We start from the raw sequence: 15,804 nt of genomic DNA on the forward strand, positions 1-15,804 counted from the left end.
TTTTTTTAAATTGCAATTGTAATGATCAATTTTTTAGCGGACAATCGCATTGCTTGGGGGGGTAGCATGTATAAAATCTATTCACCTCTTTTTAATGTAAATTGACTAAAGGTTTTTCATATCTCGGGCACATCATTTAGTGAGAGAAAAAACTTCCCTTTTACTTGTGCAAGGAGTCTAGATATCGTCTGATAATCCTCTCGCTTAAACAAAACCTTTTCGTCGTATTCGTAGTAGTTCTTCAACGGTCGAATAAGGAGGATCAAGGTACAACAAGCTGTTTTGTCGATTATAGCGAACGGTACTCAAGGAGATTTTCCAAGCTTTTTACTTTTTCTGATTTCCAGTAATTTTTACGATTTTGGATATCAAAATCCAACTTGATAAAAAATGCATTTAATGATGAGAATTATAGATAAAACAATAGATTATCAGATATTGCTAATTTAACTCTATCTTTTCTCACTTAGTGAAAAAACTAGTATAAAACTACAATACCATTTAAAGCTCCCAGCTTAATAACGCCTATTGCAGGTTCCGTTTTCTTTATCTGTCCATTATTCCCTTTGCTGGTGCTTCTAAAATAATTTCTGTGCTCTATTCACTTGTTTTATTTTGGATAAAACATCCATTAAAATCGTCTTTCAGCAAAAATGAGACAAATCCTCAACGCTGATTAACGACATAGGTATCATTAAATCAACAATATCCTTCTGGAAATTGATATCAGAGTTTGCTTCTTTATCTTTATTCTCCTATCATAACGATAGCTATCCAAGAAGAAATCATTCGAAATTTCTTGCTATGAAAATTTTTTTAAGAAGATAATAGCTCTATAATTTGTCTGATAAAATAAGTATTTCTCGTCAGTGATTATGCTTAATATACAGGGAGATAATGTAACTCAATGGCTCCATCTCAAATTTTTGCAATGATCTACATAGGTAACTTCTACAGTTCTTTACAACTGTTCGTCACCTCAATGGTGCCTGCCTAACACAGTGTGGCTTCTCAGTAATCATTGATCAGCCCTTCAAGCTATAATCAGAACTTGGCACTCAAATTTCTGTTACATTATTTTTTGAGTAAGACAGGACACTGTCATCGATTCCATATATTTTGTCCTTTTTCCACATGAAACCATAAAAAATGTTTTTCTCCTTTACGACTCACTCATATCATGCTTCCATGTAAAGATCTTACCTTTTCGAACGTAATTTCCGTCTTAAAATAATAAAAGGGACCTCCAGAAAATGGATTATAAACAAAATTTAGATGACAATCATCACGAAAAATTACATCGTGGACTAGACAACCGCCATGTCCAACTTATCGCCATCGGTGGTGCGATCGGAACAGGTCTTTTCATGGGATCAGGAAAAACAATCAGCGCTGCCGGTCCTTCAATTATACTCGTTTATGCTATTATCGGTTGTGCTCTCTACTTCGTAATGCGCGCTATGGGGGAGCTTTTGCTTTCTAATACCCAATACCGGTCTCTTATTGATTTTTCAAGCGATATGTTAGGACCAGGAATTGCCTTTTTTGTCGGCTGGAGCTATTGGTTGAGCTGGGTTGTAACCGGAGCCGCGGATATTATTGCCATTATCACTTATATGCACTTTTGGTGGCCAACACTCAATCCATGGATTACTGTTTTTTCTTGTATTAGTTTCTTTTTAATCTTTAATCTCTTTGCCGTAAAACTATTTGGTGAACTTGAATTCTGGTTTGGTCTTATCAAAGTCATAGCAATTTTGGCATTAATCGTTGTTGGGTTTTATATGATCGTTACTGGCTTTACCTCTCCCAATGGTACTGTTGCCTCTCTCAGTCATGTATGGAACGGTGGAGATATCTTTCCTCGAGGAATTACGGGTTTTTTTGCTGGATTTCAAATTGCCATTTTTTCTTTTGTTGGTATAGAAATTGCTGGAACAACTGCAGCTGAAGTCAAAGACCCTAAAAAAGTTCTCCCCAAAGCAATTAATGCAATACCGGTTCGTATTGTACTTTTTTATATCTTTTCTCTCGTTGTGATTATGTCAGTGACACCTTGGGATCAAGTTATTCCAGATAAAAGCCCCTTTGTCTCAATGTTTTGGCTTGCTGGTATTCCGATAGCTGCTGGTTTGGTGAATTTTGTCGTTCTCACCTCGGCTGCCTCTTCAGCAAATAGTGGTATTTTTTCTACCAGCCGCATGATATATGGGCTTGCAACACAAAAAGGTGCGCCTCGCCTTTTGGGAAAACTGTCCAAATACCATGTTCCAGCCAATGCTCTCTTCTTTTCTTGCTTATGTATTTTATTAGGATACACAATTGCATCGCTCTCTCCAAGTATCATAAGTGCTTTTACAATTGTGACCAGTATTTCAGCTGTTGCATTTTTATTCGTATGGTCTGTAATTCTGGTTAGCTATATTGTGTATCGTCGTAATCACCCTCAACTACATGCTGAGTCCGTTTACAAAATGCCAGGAGGGGTTGTTATGTGCGGGGTTATTTTAGCTTTTTTTGCTTTCATGCTTTATTTGTTAACATTAGAAGCTGATACCCTAACAGCTTTAAAATATACTCTATTATATTTTGTTCTCTTAGGCGTAACATATTTTTTCTTTGTAAGAAAAGCTACTCAAGAGAACAAATAAAATCTGTACATAAAAACCATATCAAAAAAGGGCAACAGAAGTTGCCCTTTATTTTAATAAAGCACTAGCTTGTTAAATAGAAACTTCTATGAACTTCAATAAAGTTTTTTATTAACAAAAGCATTGGCGTTTATACAAGGCATCATAGAACGGATTTTTTTCCAACTTCCTCTTGATCTTATATAAAAATAGACCCATTATAAATGTCTCTATAAATAAATGTTTTGATTATTATGCAGAACTGTAGTTGAAGGATTATCGAGCGTAATGCCCGAGGAAAATACAGAGGAATCTTCTTGTTGTTGCAAGCGGTGGGGGACATCGTTCTGTGTTATAAACTTTATCAACAACCATATGCGTTTAAGTAATGTGTGGGTGTTGCTTGCTTTGGATGCAGTCTATTTGTGTTCAATGTGCTTGATCAATTATGAGAATAAAAGCTCATGAGTTTGTTTTATCAACTGCGCGCTTTTAAAATTTTAAAGACATTTTTAAAGGGTGAACTATGATGGAATGGATCGCTGATCCCCATGCGTGGTTTGGCTTGGTTACGTTGATTTTTCTCGAAATTGTTTTAGGAATAGATAACCTTGTCTTTATTGCAATTTTAGCCGAAAAGTTGCCGCTGCATTTGCGTGATCGTGCACGCTTGATAGGTCTCACTTTAGCATTAGTTATGCGGCTTTTTCTTCTTACGATTATTGGATGGGTGATGAATCTCGATACGATGATTTTTTCATTCTCATCCTTTGTGTTTAGTTGGCATAGTCTCATCTTGATTGGTGGTGGGGCTTTTTTGCTGGCAAAAGGAACGCTAGAGTTACATGAAAGGTTAGAAGGGATTTCGCATGAAAGAAAAACAGGTGTTGCTTATGTCGTTTTTTGGCAGGTGATTGTTCAAATCGTAGTGCTTGATGCTGTGTTTTCCTTAGATAGTATTATTACTGCAACAGGTATGATTGCAAAAGAGCAGGCGGCGGTTATGTATATAGCAGTCATTATTGCTATGGGTGTGATGATGTGTGGTTCTGGCGCTCTTATGCGTTTTATTAATCGTCATCCCACTATTGTGATTCTTTGTCTTGGCTTTTTGATGATGATTGGCTTTACGCTCATTGTTGAAGGTTTTGGTTTTCATATTCCAAAAGGATATTTGTATGCGGCTATAGGTTTTTCTGTTCTCATTGAGGCGTTTAATCAAATTGGACGTCGTAATCGTGAAAAGATGATTACAACAAATGATCTACGTGGCCGAACAGCTGATGCTGTTTTGAGGCTTTTAGGGGGTGGAAACAAAGACGGTAATCTTAGTGAGACTGTAGATGTCATTGCTGAACAAGCAGCAGCTTCTGAGCTGTTTCGGCCAGAAGAAAAAGAAATGATTCGTGGTGTTCTCGATTTGGCTGATCGTCCTGTTCGCTCTATTATGTCTCCACGTAATGAGATTGAGTGGTTGGATTTAAATGGTGACGAGAATGAAATGCGTGAAGAGTTACAACAGGTTAAACATAGCCGCTTAATTCTTGCACGTGAAAAAGTGGATGAATTTGTTGGTGTTGCTTTGACCAAAGATCTCCTTTTGAATTTAGCTGAGGGCAAAAAAATCAATTGGAAAAAAGCTATGCGAGAACCACTTGTCGTTCATGAAAATACAAGTGTTTTACGATTGATGGAGCAATTACGCCATTCTTCGATTCAGCTTGCAATTATTGTTGATGAGCATGGATCTTTTGAAGGCATTGCAACACCAACCGATATTCTTGAAGCTATTGCAGGTGATTTTCCTGATGATGATGAAGAACCGGTGATAGCAGAACAGCTTGAAGATGGAAGCCTTCTTGTTGAAGGATATGCTGATATCCGCCGTTTGAGTGGTTATCTTGAGCGTAATCTTGTTGATGAGGCAGACCGTTATACTACTCTGGCAGGGTTTATGCTTTGGCGCTTTGGTCATTTGCCGAATGAGGGTGAAAGCTTTGAAGCTGATGGTCTGCGCTTTAAAGTTATCGAAATGGACCGCCGAAATATATCTAAAATCCTTATCTCTCCGCTTGTATTGTCGGAAAAAAGCTAATTATTTTGAAGGCAAGGTAATAGAAAAGCGTTTTCTTATTTATAGAGACGAAAAGAATATAAAGATTGGTGAAACGACAGTGTTGTCATTGTTCTTTAAACAGATTTTTGAGTGTGAAGCATAGAGATGAAAAAGTTAAATTGTCACTGAATTTCTATATTAGAACAGGGTAATCTTTATACTAGAAAAAGGCTTTTATCGATGGCATGCTAGGGGGGGGAAGAAATGCTGCAAAGTTGTTTATAAAATAGTTATTAATCTTAAAAATAGTGATTGCATATGCGTTATTTCTGCATTTTTAAGAGACGGAAATTTTGTAAAATCTTTGTTTGTATTTTTGTATAGTCGTTTATAGAAACCCCTTTTATTCTTTCCTTTCATTAAAAGTGTTATAGAATACATTAAAAATAGCAATCCCCATATTCAATAGTAAAGTTGTTTGAAGATCTATAGGAGCGGTTATTTTTCTATATAGAAATTCAATTGATAGGCTGCCAGAATAGTTTTCTGGAGGGAAATTGAAATGTCATGTATCTTGGAGGTGATATGGAAAGAGAGGCATTTCAAGGTTTAATATAAAAAATAAATGAGGATAATGATTGCGTTGATTTCCACACGAAACTACAATTCGGTGTTGTCTGCTATTTACATGCGTACCAAAAGAGGAAAGCATAGACTTCTTTTTATTTATTCGGGCGGTGTTTTGGTGGAACGTTTCCAGTATTGGTGAGATTCAAAAATCGCTACAACAAATAGCGAAATAATGAGTGGTATAATCAAATAAAGCATTCTAAATACAATAAGTGCTGCGATAACATCGGTTGGATTTATATGGGGCATACCTGTTATAAATAAGGCTTCAAGAACACCAATCCCTCCTGCTGGAGCATTGGAGAGAAGCGTTATCGTAAAAGATGTTAAGAAAACACCGAGAACAGAAAGAAAATGAACATCTGTGTTGTGCGGAAGAACTGCGTAGATAATTCCTGCTGCTGCTAAAAGCTCTAACGGACTAATGAGGAGCTGTTGAATGACGATTTTTAATCGTGGGTAGGAAAGTTGAATTTTTTTGCTCAAGTGTAAGGGTTTTAATTGAAGCCAGCTGCCAAAAGTATAGAGTGCTATACAGCCAAGCAGAATTGCACCAACGGTCGTTCCAAGCCATTCGGGAAGCTCATCATGAATGAGAGTGATAATTTCGGGTCGCAGAATCAAAACGATTCCAAAAAGTAAAATTGTGCCGATCACAAAAGTAAAAGAGCAAAAACCTACTAATATCGCAATTTCTGTTCCATTTAACCCTTTCATTTTATAGGCACGATAGCGCACGACTGCACCGGAAAAAACTGAAGCACCAATATTGTGTGAAAGTGCATATGTTGTAAATGAACATATAGCAATAAAAATCCAAGAAATTTTATGGCCCAAATGTTGTAAGGCAATCCGGTCATATCCAGCAAGAGCAGCATAAGCTAAGAGAGAGCATGAACAGGCTAGCAACCAGTGTTCTGTATTTAAATTGTTCAAGCGTTCCAATACATCACCAAAAGAAATAGCAGAGAGCTTGATATAAAGAATGCGGATAGATATCAGCATTGCTAAAATACCAATAAATGGCCATATAAATTGCTTTATTTTCACGCTTCTTTATCCACTTTATGTTTTTTATAAATTTAATTCATGATTGTGCATATTTTTTACAGATCTGTTTTCCATGATATGTTCGATAATACCATTGGCAATTTCCTCATCATCAGTTACTACGACGTCTGCACCTAAATCAATAAGATAAGTTGTTTCTACATCGGAAAGTGCATGCGTGATTATCTGAATATCTTTTTTCATTGCATGTATATTCACTATACATTCTCCTACTTCAATGGTACTTCGCATTGTAATAACAACTTTGTATGCATTTTTCATATTTGCTGCGTTCATTATTTCTTGTTGAATGATATTGCCGCAAATGGTCTCGAAGCCGTCTGCAATTGCTTTATCAGCAAGGCGTCTCGATTCCTCGACTATTACTACAGGTTCATCTCTGTTTATTAAAGCTAATGCAACACATTTACCAATACGACCGTAGCCAATGATCACAACATGGTTAGTTTTTAAGGTCATTGGTAAAAGTTCTTGATCTGGATTTTGCGGATCAATATCAATGATTTTTTGTGTATCTTGTGAATTTGCAGGGATATTTTCTAGGTATTTTTTCATTTTATTACAGGCAATGAAAACAAGAGGATTGAGCAAAATAGAAAGAATCGCACCTCCAATAATTAAATCATGGGCGTCGTTATTTAAAAGTCCTAAGCTCAAACTTAAACCTGCAAGGATAAAAGAAAATTCTCCAATTTGGGCAAGGCTTGCAGAAATAGTCAAAGCTGTTGCATTGGAATAGCGAAAAGCTTTAACGATGACAAAGGCAACAGCAGATTTTCCTAGTATAATAATGAGCAAGGTTGCTAAGAGAGGGAAAAAATGAGTCAAGAGTTTTCCTGGGTCAAATAACATGCCAACAGAAACAAAAAACAGCACAGAAAACGCGTCTCGTAGTGGTAATGATTCTTCCGCTGCACGATGGCTTAATTCTGATTCACTCATAACCATGCCTGCAAAAAAGGCACCAAGAGAAAGAGAAACCCCAAATAAGTGAGCTGCTCCGAAAGCAACTCCTAGTGCAATGGCAAAGACACTCAGACGGAATAATTCACGTGATCCTGATTGTGCACTCACCTTTAATAACCACGGAATAACGCGCCGTCCAATAATGAGCATAAGGGCGATAAATACAATGACTTTTAAGATGGTGAGACCAAAAATTCCCCAAATACTTAAATCTAACCATTGAACAAGAGGATCAATCGCCTCCTTTTTTGTATTGCTAAGGACGTTTGCTAGCGATGGTATGAGGACAAGTATAAGGACCATCGCTAAATCTTCAATAATTAACCATCCTACAGCAATGCGTCCTTTTTCTGTTTCAATAAGATGGCGTTCTTGCAAAGCACGCAGCAGGATAACAGTACTTGCTATTGACAAAGCTAAACCAAAGACCAAACTACCACTGAATCCCCAGCCCATGATCAAACCCAGGCATAAGCCTAGAAAAGTAGAGAATGCCATCTGTGCGATGGCAGCAGGGACAGCAATAGCTTTGACAGATAAAAGGTCTTTTAATGAAAAATGTAATCCTACACCAAACATCAGCAAAATGACACCAATTTCAGCGAGTTGGTTGATAATAACGGAATCTATTCTAAAGCCACCTGTATTTGGCCCTACAATAACACCCGCTAACAAGTATCCCACGAGGGGTGAGATACGCAAACGGCTAGCAATCATTCCTAAAATAAATGCTAAACATAAACCTAAAACAATAGTTGTAATCAATGGTGTATCATGGAGCATGGATTCTTTACGACTTTTTATTAAAAAATGAATGAGTTGAAACGATTATAATTTTTTTATGAGAAGAAAGGGGCGGTATATCATAGAAGCAGCATGGCATTTTATTGTGGTTGAGTGTTTGTACGATTATTTCGTTTACGCCACCAATCCCCCAGCAGGAGTAAAATGGGGGCGGCAATAAAGATAGAGGACGATGTAGCAATAATAATGCCAAAGACCATGGGTAATGCAAAATTATGGACAGCACTTCCACCCCATATCGCCATAGGTAACATAGCAAGAACTGTGGTCGCTGATGTAAAGAGACAACGTATAAGAACTTGGTTAATTGAGAGATCAATGAGTTCACGCAACGGCATTTTTTTATAAAGACGCATATTTTCGCGCATTCGATCATAGACAACAACCTTATCATTTATGGAATAACCAACAATCGTTAAAAGAGCAGCGATGGCGGTTAAATTGAAATCAAATTGAAATAAAGCAAAAAAACCAATCATTTTTGTGGTATCTAAGATAAGTGTTACAATCGCTCCAACTGCAAAGAACCATTCGAAGCGCAACCATATATAGAGGGACATAGCAATTGCGGCTAGAATAACAGCTGTAAAAGCAGCAGTGGCGAGTTCGCCTGAAATTTTTGGTCCAACAACCTCTATTTGATCGAATGTGACATCTGGATAGATGTCTTGTATTGCTGTTTTGACTTTATCAATGGCAATAGTTTGTTGTGCTTCGCTGCCAGTTTGTTTCTGAATGCGAATCAGTACAGTGTTTGCATTATCAATATTTTGCAGCGTGACTTCACCGATGTTAAGGGTAGAAAGTTTTGAACGCAAGGTTGCTAAGTTTGCTGGTACTTTTGTGGTAATACTCATTTGGCTTCCACCAACGAAATCAATTCCGAAATTTAAACCAGGTTTTAAAAACAGAAAAACTGAAGCAAGTGATAAAACAATAGAGACACCAATCCCAATAAAGCGGGCTTTCATAAAGCGAAAAGTTGTATTTTGTGGGATAACGTTGAAAACAGAGTGAAGATTTAAAATTTTAATTTTCCATGTACGAATTACCCAAATCATCATAATGCGTACAATGGTGATATTGGTGAACATGGAGATGATAATACCAAGTAACATTGTTACAGCAAAACCACGAACAGGACCGGTACCAAACCAAAACAATAAAATAGTTGCAATAATTGCAGTAACATTGGCATCAACAATGGTTGCAAAAGCGTGTTTGAATCCACGATCTAAGGATGCAAAGGCACTGACACCTTTTCGGCTTTCTTCACGGATACGCTCATTGATCAGGATATTGGCATCAACGGCGATACCTATGCCTAAAATAATACCAGCAATACCTGGTAGTGTAAGTGTTGCACCGAGGAGACTTAGCGCAGCAAATGTTAAGATAGTGTGGAGTGCTAGTGCTATATTTGCAATGATACCCCAAACTCTGTAGAGAAGGAAAATAAAAACTGTAACGAGAACAAAACCGATTACACCGGTATAAAGCCCCATTTGGATGGCGTCAGCACCAAGATTTGGACCTACAGTTCTCTCTTCAATTACGGTTAATGGTGCAGGTAAGGAACCAGCACGAAGCAGAGCAGCCAGAGTTGATGCTTCTTTGGGGTCGAAGTTTCCTGTAATTTGACCTTGTCCGTTGGGAATGACACTATTGATGGTAGGTGCGGTCAAAACTTTGTTATCAAGAACGATTGCAAAAGGACGATTAATATTTTGCCTTGTTATGTCTGCAAATATTTTTGAGCCAGTAGCGTTCATAGTGAATGAAATAATAGAACGTCCTGGTATTTGCGGATCAAAACCTGCACGGGCATCTTTCAGGACATTTCCATCTAAGGCAATTTGGTCATAAATTGCATAGCGTTGTGTTGCATCAGTGTAGCCAGGAAGGATTGAAACACCTACGGGTGGGTTATTTATATCCACATTGGAGGGCACAAGATGAAAGGTCATCTTAGCGGTTGTTCCTAAAAGATCGCGCAGTTGCTTTGGATCTTGTAGACCAGGCAATTGAACCATAATACGATCAGTACCTACCTTTTGGATAGCTGGTTCAGTAACTCCAACTTGATCTATACGGCGACGGATGATTTCTAAGCTTTGCTCAATAGCATTGCTGATGCGATCCTTAATTCCAGCTTCAGTCAATACCACACGGATAGTTTTATCTTGAGCACTGATAGTGATGTCATTGGCTGTAGTGCCAAAGCTGCTATGTATAGGTGTAATCAATGTTTTCAAAGCAGAGATAGCTTTTTCACTTTGTGTTGGATCAGAAAGAATTGCAATGACGCTATCCTCGAGGACACGAATGCTCGATGTACGGATTTTCTTTTCACGTAGTGTATTACGCACATTGCCTAAAACCATGTGTAGTTGGTCACGTTTTAATGTTTTGCTATCGACCTCGAGTAGGAGGGAAGAGCCTCCTTGAAGATCAAGCCCAAGCGTAACTCTGGTATCGGTTAAGAATTTTGAATTTTTAACCTGTTCTTGCGAAAATAAATTGGGCAGGGCAACGTAAATGCTGCTTAGAAGGATAAAACAATAAAGAGTAGTCAACCAACTGGGTGTGCGCATGATATATTCCGCTAATAGGCAATCTAATAGTTATTAAAATTAAAGGCAGAGACGATATAAGAAGATCATTTCATAATTCAAGTAAGAGGAGGGGCACGTTTATTTGTAAAATATTGGATTTGGAAGTTTCCAAGTCGTATACAAATAACTATGGCCGCTATTAAAAAGAGATTTAATGCTAGGATATCTTGAAAAATATGGATAGGCAGAATAGGGGCTGTACGGAGTGTTATAAATTTTTCGGTTTCGGTTGTTGTAACATTCAATTGGTCACACTTGTTTTGTGGGTCAAGTGTGTTTGTTTTTACTATATTACTTGCTTGTGATTGTTTGATTAAATAAGCACGCGCTTCCAGGTTGCTCGCCAACAACATGCCAAAGCTGGACAGAAAAAACCAGGTCGTAAAAGGGAGTAAATTTTCTTTTTTGCAATAGAGGTGCAAAAAAAACATGCTAAAGCGCCTTCTTTAATCTTATTGAGTTCATAAGTCTATTTTATCCTTTTCCTTATTATCAGTATTATGAGATAAGGGAAAGTTATAAGATTATTCTATAAAAGTTGAAAATATTTGTTCCATGCCATATTCTTAGCAGGGGGATAGATTCCTCTTTATACATCTAAGGCAGATATGTATTCATTTTTTAGAAAAAAAATACGCATACTTTTTTTAATTTTTTGGATTATCGTTGTCTTCAGTTGTTGTGCATGGGGGCATCTTGAGTCGCAAAATGCAATCATTGGACAAGAGCTCACTTCTCATTCAATTGATGAAATTATTCAACAACAACAGAGCATTATTAAGAATCTTGAACAAAATACAGAAATTTTGGAAAAAGACTTTAAAAATAAATCAGAAGATGAGCAGGGTTTGGTAGAACTGCGGTTACGTGCAAAAGATATCAGTAAACAAGCTCTCGAAGCAGCATTTGTTTTGCGTGCTCCTCTTAATGATATTAACGCACTTCTTGATCAGTTGACAGAGCTCCACGATGATCTAAAAAAATTGAAAAAAACAGGTGATGAGCGCTCTCAGTTGATAGAGCAAAAGGCTAAGATTAATAGTATAGTACTTCGGTTTGAAGCAATCTTTTTGACTACAAATAGAATAGCCGAACTTGCTATTTCTCAATCTCGAGAGCTTTTTAAACGCACACTTACAAACAGGCTTGAGTTTTCGCTCCCGATGATTAAACATCTCGCCCAGAAAACCAAAGAGGCTTCATCTGATTTTCTTTTGCTGTTGAGCTCTTGGTGGAATTTCTTATTTTATTTCAAGTTGTTACAGCTATTTCTTTCTTTTTTGATTCCGCTTTTTACCGCTTTGGGACTTTCTTATTTTTCTCATAAAATTCTTGCACATGTGCGCTGTCGCTTTACCAAGAGCAATGAAGAAATATCTTATTTACAACGCTTATTGATCGCTTTTTTTTCAGTTCTCTTACCTTCGCTTGTATGCGTTGTTTGCGTTTATCTTGTATTATTCTTGTTTCGTGGTTTTAGTTTAGATCCAGGGAAGCTCACAACAGTCTTTGATATGGTAGGGCGCCAAATTATTTTAGTCTTTTTGATAAATCGTTTAGCAGTTGTTCTTTTATCATCAAATATGCCACATATACGTCTTTTAAATATTGGGCCGTCGGCGGCAAATCAATTGGTAATTCTGCTAACTTTTTTAGGTGGAGTTTTGGCATTTGATGCTGTTCTTGATAGTATTTATCAAGTAGTTTCAGCCTCTCTTTCTTTGACAATTGCAAAGAGTTTCATCGCTGTTTTTCTTGTAGCGATTGTGCTGTTTGTAATTTCATTGGTACCCTTGCAGTTCAGACGCGCACGTTCTCAAGGTGAAGAAAGAAAAGCGCACTTTTGGCCGCTTTATATACGTGTTCCCCTCATTGTATTGGGATTATTGCTTATTGTGATGAATTTTGGGGGTTATGTTGGTTTAGCGCGTTTTATTATGCAGCAAATTGTAATCGGTGGTGCGTTTTTGGTTTTAATGTATTTGGGGATACAAAGTGCTCAAGCACTTGGGGCTAAAGGCCAATTTATGAAAACGAGCGTTGGTCATATTTTGATGCAATGGTTGCATTTAGAAGCAAAAACGATGGATCAATTGGGGATTGTTATTAGTGTTTTCCTCAATTTGGTTGTTATCGTGTTTTGCGCAATGCCGATTGCTGTGCAGTTTGGATTTTCCTATTCTGATTTGAGAGCAGTGTTGTGGCAGTTAATGACCGGTTTTCAAATTGGAAATGTGTTCGTTTCTTTCATTTCTATTGTAACTGGAATTGTTGTTTTCTTTACTTGCTGGTTTCTCATTCGTCGACTTATCGATTGGTTAGATGGAACTGTATTAGAGCATGGAGAATTTGATTCTGGGGTACGTAATTCTATCAAAACAGTCATAGGTTATGGCGGTATTGTCGTGTCGGCTTTGATAGGATTGTCAATGGCAGGTTTGGATCTCAAAAATTTTGCGCTTATTGCTGGTGGGCTTTCACTTGGTATAGGTTTTGGGTTGCAAAATATTGTTCAAAACTTTGTATCTGGGCTTATTATTCTGATTGGAAGACCGTTTAAAATTGGGGATTATGTAGAATCTGGATCAGTAGGTGGTATTGTTAAGCGTATCAGTGTGCGTGCAACGGAACTTGAAACATTCCAGCGTAAGACAATTATTATTCCTAATTCAAGCCTCATCAATAACAATGTCAGTAATTGGACGCGACGTAGTAAAATGGGGCGGATTGATATTCCTGTTGTTGTTTCTTCTAATATTTCTCCAGAGCGTGTTGTTGAAATTTTGCTAGAGATTGCTTCTGCAACAGAGGGGGTTTTAAAAAATCCTGCACCACAGGTGAGTTTTACTGCATTTGATAGTAAGAAATTTTCATTTAATTTGGCTATTTATGTACCTAATATTACCTCACCTTCTAAAGTGACTAATGCTCTTCGCTTTGTATTATATAAGCGTTTTGTTGAAGAAGGAATCCTAGAATGCTAAAATGTGTTCGTGTTTTCATAGTGATTACGCTGTTGGATATTTTATCCATGACAGCTTTTGCAGCAACTGTGAAAAATACCGATTTAAAAGTACAATCTCTCATCATCGTTGAAGGGAGTATACCTTTAAGTATATCGTTGAATACTCATCAAACAGTTACAATTTGTATGAAAGGGTGTTTTATCACTTTTCCTAATAAAGACCGTTTTGCAATAAAGGCAGAAGATAATATAGAAATCAGTAAGGGTAGAGCAATTTTTAAATAAAATAGTTTAAGTTTTCTTGTTATTCGTTAGGGCGTGAAAGAACAACGATATCTTCTTTGCATTTATTAACGATTCTATGACAAATAGAAGTTTTTAACGACCTCTTTATGAGCAACAAGTTTTCATTTTGGAAAAAGGTCTATGATATCATAAAAATGGCTGAAGAGTGGCTTATAAAATATATAAAATCCTCGAAAAAAACTTTAGCATTTGGTTGATTATTTTTAAGCTTCACTGGTTTCTGATGTAGAGAGTGTCTTTTTTGATTGGTAATGTTTTTCGCTTATTTCGAGAATAGACTTTGTTTTTTTGAATGAAATTTCCTGCAGCATTAACAGTATCACCTTCAAGAATTTAGTAAACTAAATGATAGATGCGACAATTTTTCTTGAAGTCAGAATATATGCATTGGTGTTAAGCTGGCATCTAATATTTTCCATAATATATTGTAATATTTGATAAAAAGCGATGTACTAAAAAATAAGCTGTACTCTTTTAGCTAATACTTCATGTAACAAACTGATAAATGATCCAATTTTAGGATTTTTTGTGCGAACTTTTGGATAAGAAGTACGTCTAAGTATAATTCTTTTAAAAGAAAAGATTGCAGTAATTGTGGAGAAAATTTGATAATTTAAAGTATTATTTTTAATAAAATTATTAAATGTGAATAAAAATACTTGATAATATAAAATTTATATGAAATCATAGTTAAGTATTTGTAACAATAGAGGATTTTTTCATTTGGTATTATTTAATATTATTATGTATTTTAAACAATAGCAGTGGAGTAATTTATGAATACGAAATGTTTATTAACAGCATCTTTTTTTTCTTTCGTTTTAACTTCTATGACACAGGCTGCAGATGTTGTGATTTCTCAACAGCCAAAACAAGTTGTTGTACCGATTGTTGTTCCTGCTTTTTCTTGGACAGGTTTTTATATCGGTGGTCAGATCGGTGGTTTTTCAGGTAAGCTTTCCGCAATGACACATGATGTTGGTATTCCTTTTCATCTTGATGAGGATAGTAAGAATAAAGGATGGGTTCCTATTGAGAAAGGATATTTACCTGAACTTTCTGGTTTAGTAGGTGGTTTTTATGCGGGTACCAATGTTGATCTTGGTAGTGGTTTTATCTTGGGAGTTGATACGGATATGCTCTTGGGGGTTGATACGGATATGCTTTTTTCTGGGCGAAAGAAGGCAAAAACTATTATTAAGACTGATGAGGCTAGTGAAGATGCTGTTGTAGTGGAAAAGAAAATTGGGAAACAAGAGACACAGCTTAGGGCAGTATCAGGAGAAGATGAGGGAAGTAAGGCAGAAGAAGATCGTATAACTTTTAGTCATATTTTAAAGCAAAAGTGGACTGGTGCTACACGGGTGCGTGTTGGTTTTTCTTCTGATCGTTTTATGCCTTATATCTCTGGTGGTGTTGCTTATGGGAAATTTCAAGATATTATGTCCGCCTCAATTGCTGGAGAAGAGGAACTTGGTGTTACATTTGATGTTACAAAGATGATGGTTGGTTATACTCTTGGTGGTGGTATTGATTATGCAATGACAGATAATGCTATTGTACGTGCGGAATATCGTTATTCAGATTTTGGTAAAAAGAAATTTGGAGATCAGATTGAACTTGACTATAAGACCAATGATTTCCGTGTCGGTTTAGCTTACAAATTTTAATTTTCATAAGATTAGATTGTTAAAAGGTCCTATCTTTGATGGGGCCTTTTTTGCTATTTTGTGCACTGTGGACTGTCTTTTATGGCAGAGA

The 15,804-nt window shown here is 36.7% G+C and carries 9 protein-coding genes; 5 read left to right on the forward strand and 4 right to left on the reverse strand.

Annotation, left to right across the window (positions count from 1 at the left end; all coding sequences use genetic code 11):
- The first annotated feature begins 1,253 nt into the window (after window positions 1-1,253).
- The gene (locus tag QHG54_RS00440) at window positions 1,254-2,651 is read left to right on the forward strand and encodes an amino acid permease (RefSeq protein ID WP_317993449.1); all 1,398 of its coding nucleotides are present in this window, start codon (window positions 1,254-1,256) and stop codon (window positions 2,649-2,651) included.
- A 505-nt stretch (window positions 2,652-3,156) separates the two neighbouring features.
- Window positions 3,157-4,725, forward strand: coding sequence for a TerC family protein (locus QHG54_RS00445; protein WP_317993448.1), 1,569 nt, complete (start codon window positions 3,157-3,159; stop codon window positions 4,723-4,725).
- A 687-nt stretch (window positions 4,726-5,412) separates the two neighbouring features.
- On the opposite strand, the gene QHG54_RS00450 is transcribed toward QHG54_RS00445, so the two are convergent.
- The 4 genes from QHG54_RS00450 to QHG54_RS00465 all read right to left on the reverse strand — a co-directional run bounded on the left by QHG54_RS00450 (window position 5,413) and on the right by QHG54_RS00465 (window position 11,203).
- Complete coding sequence (locus QHG54_RS00450; protein WP_317993447.1) at window positions 5,413-6,366, reverse strand: YbhN family protein; 954 nt, start codon at window positions 6,364-6,366, stop codon at window positions 5,413-5,415.
- Window positions 6,367-6,390: 24 nt separating this feature from the next.
- Complete coding sequence (gene ybaL / locus QHG54_RS00455) at window positions 6,391-8,136, reverse strand: YbaL family putative K(+) efflux transporter (protein ID WP_317993446.1); 1,746 nt, start codon at window positions 8,134-8,136, stop codon at window positions 6,391-6,393.
- 101 nt (window positions 8,137-8,237) lie between these two features.
- Complete coding sequence (gene secD, locus QHG54_RS00460; RefSeq protein WP_317993445.1) at window positions 8,238-10,751, reverse strand: protein translocase subunit SecD; 2,514 nt, start codon at window positions 10,749-10,751, stop codon at window positions 8,238-8,240.
- Window positions 10,752-10,828: 77 nt separating this feature from the next.
- Window positions 10,829-11,203, reverse strand: coding sequence for a hypothetical protein (locus tag QHG54_RS00465; protein ID WP_406604239.1), 375 nt, complete (start codon window positions 11,201-11,203; stop codon window positions 10,829-10,831).
- Window positions 11,204-11,380: 177 nt separating this feature from the next.
- On the opposite strand from QHG54_RS00465, the gene QHG54_RS00470 reads away from it, so the two are divergent.
- The 3 genes from QHG54_RS00470 (at window position 11,381) to QHG54_RS00480 (ending at window position 15,713) form a co-directional block, all read left to right on the forward strand.
- Complete coding sequence (locus QHG54_RS00470) at window positions 11,381-13,756, forward strand: mechanosensitive ion channel family protein (protein ID WP_406604240.1); 2,376 nt, start codon at window positions 11,381-11,383, stop codon at window positions 13,754-13,756.
- Window positions 13,750-14,022: a hypothetical protein gene (locus QHG54_RS00475; protein WP_406604241.1), complete on the forward strand. Its 273-nt coding sequence runs from the start codon at window positions 13,750-13,752 to the stop codon at window positions 14,020-14,022. Before QHG54_RS00470 ends, QHG54_RS00475 begins: the two co-directional genes overlap by 7 nt.
- A gap of 797 nt (window positions 14,023-14,819) precedes the next feature.
- On the forward strand, window positions 14,820-15,713 hold the full coding sequence (locus QHG54_RS00480) for a porin (RefSeq protein WP_406604242.1): 894 nt from the start codon (window positions 14,820-14,822) through the stop codon (window positions 15,711-15,713).
- Window positions 15,714-15,804: the final 91 nt, after the last annotated feature.

The organism is Bartonella gliris (assembly GCF_045277155.1).
Classification (GTDB): Bacteria; Pseudomonadota; Alphaproteobacteria; order Rhizobiales; family Rhizobiaceae; genus Bartonella; species Bartonella gliris.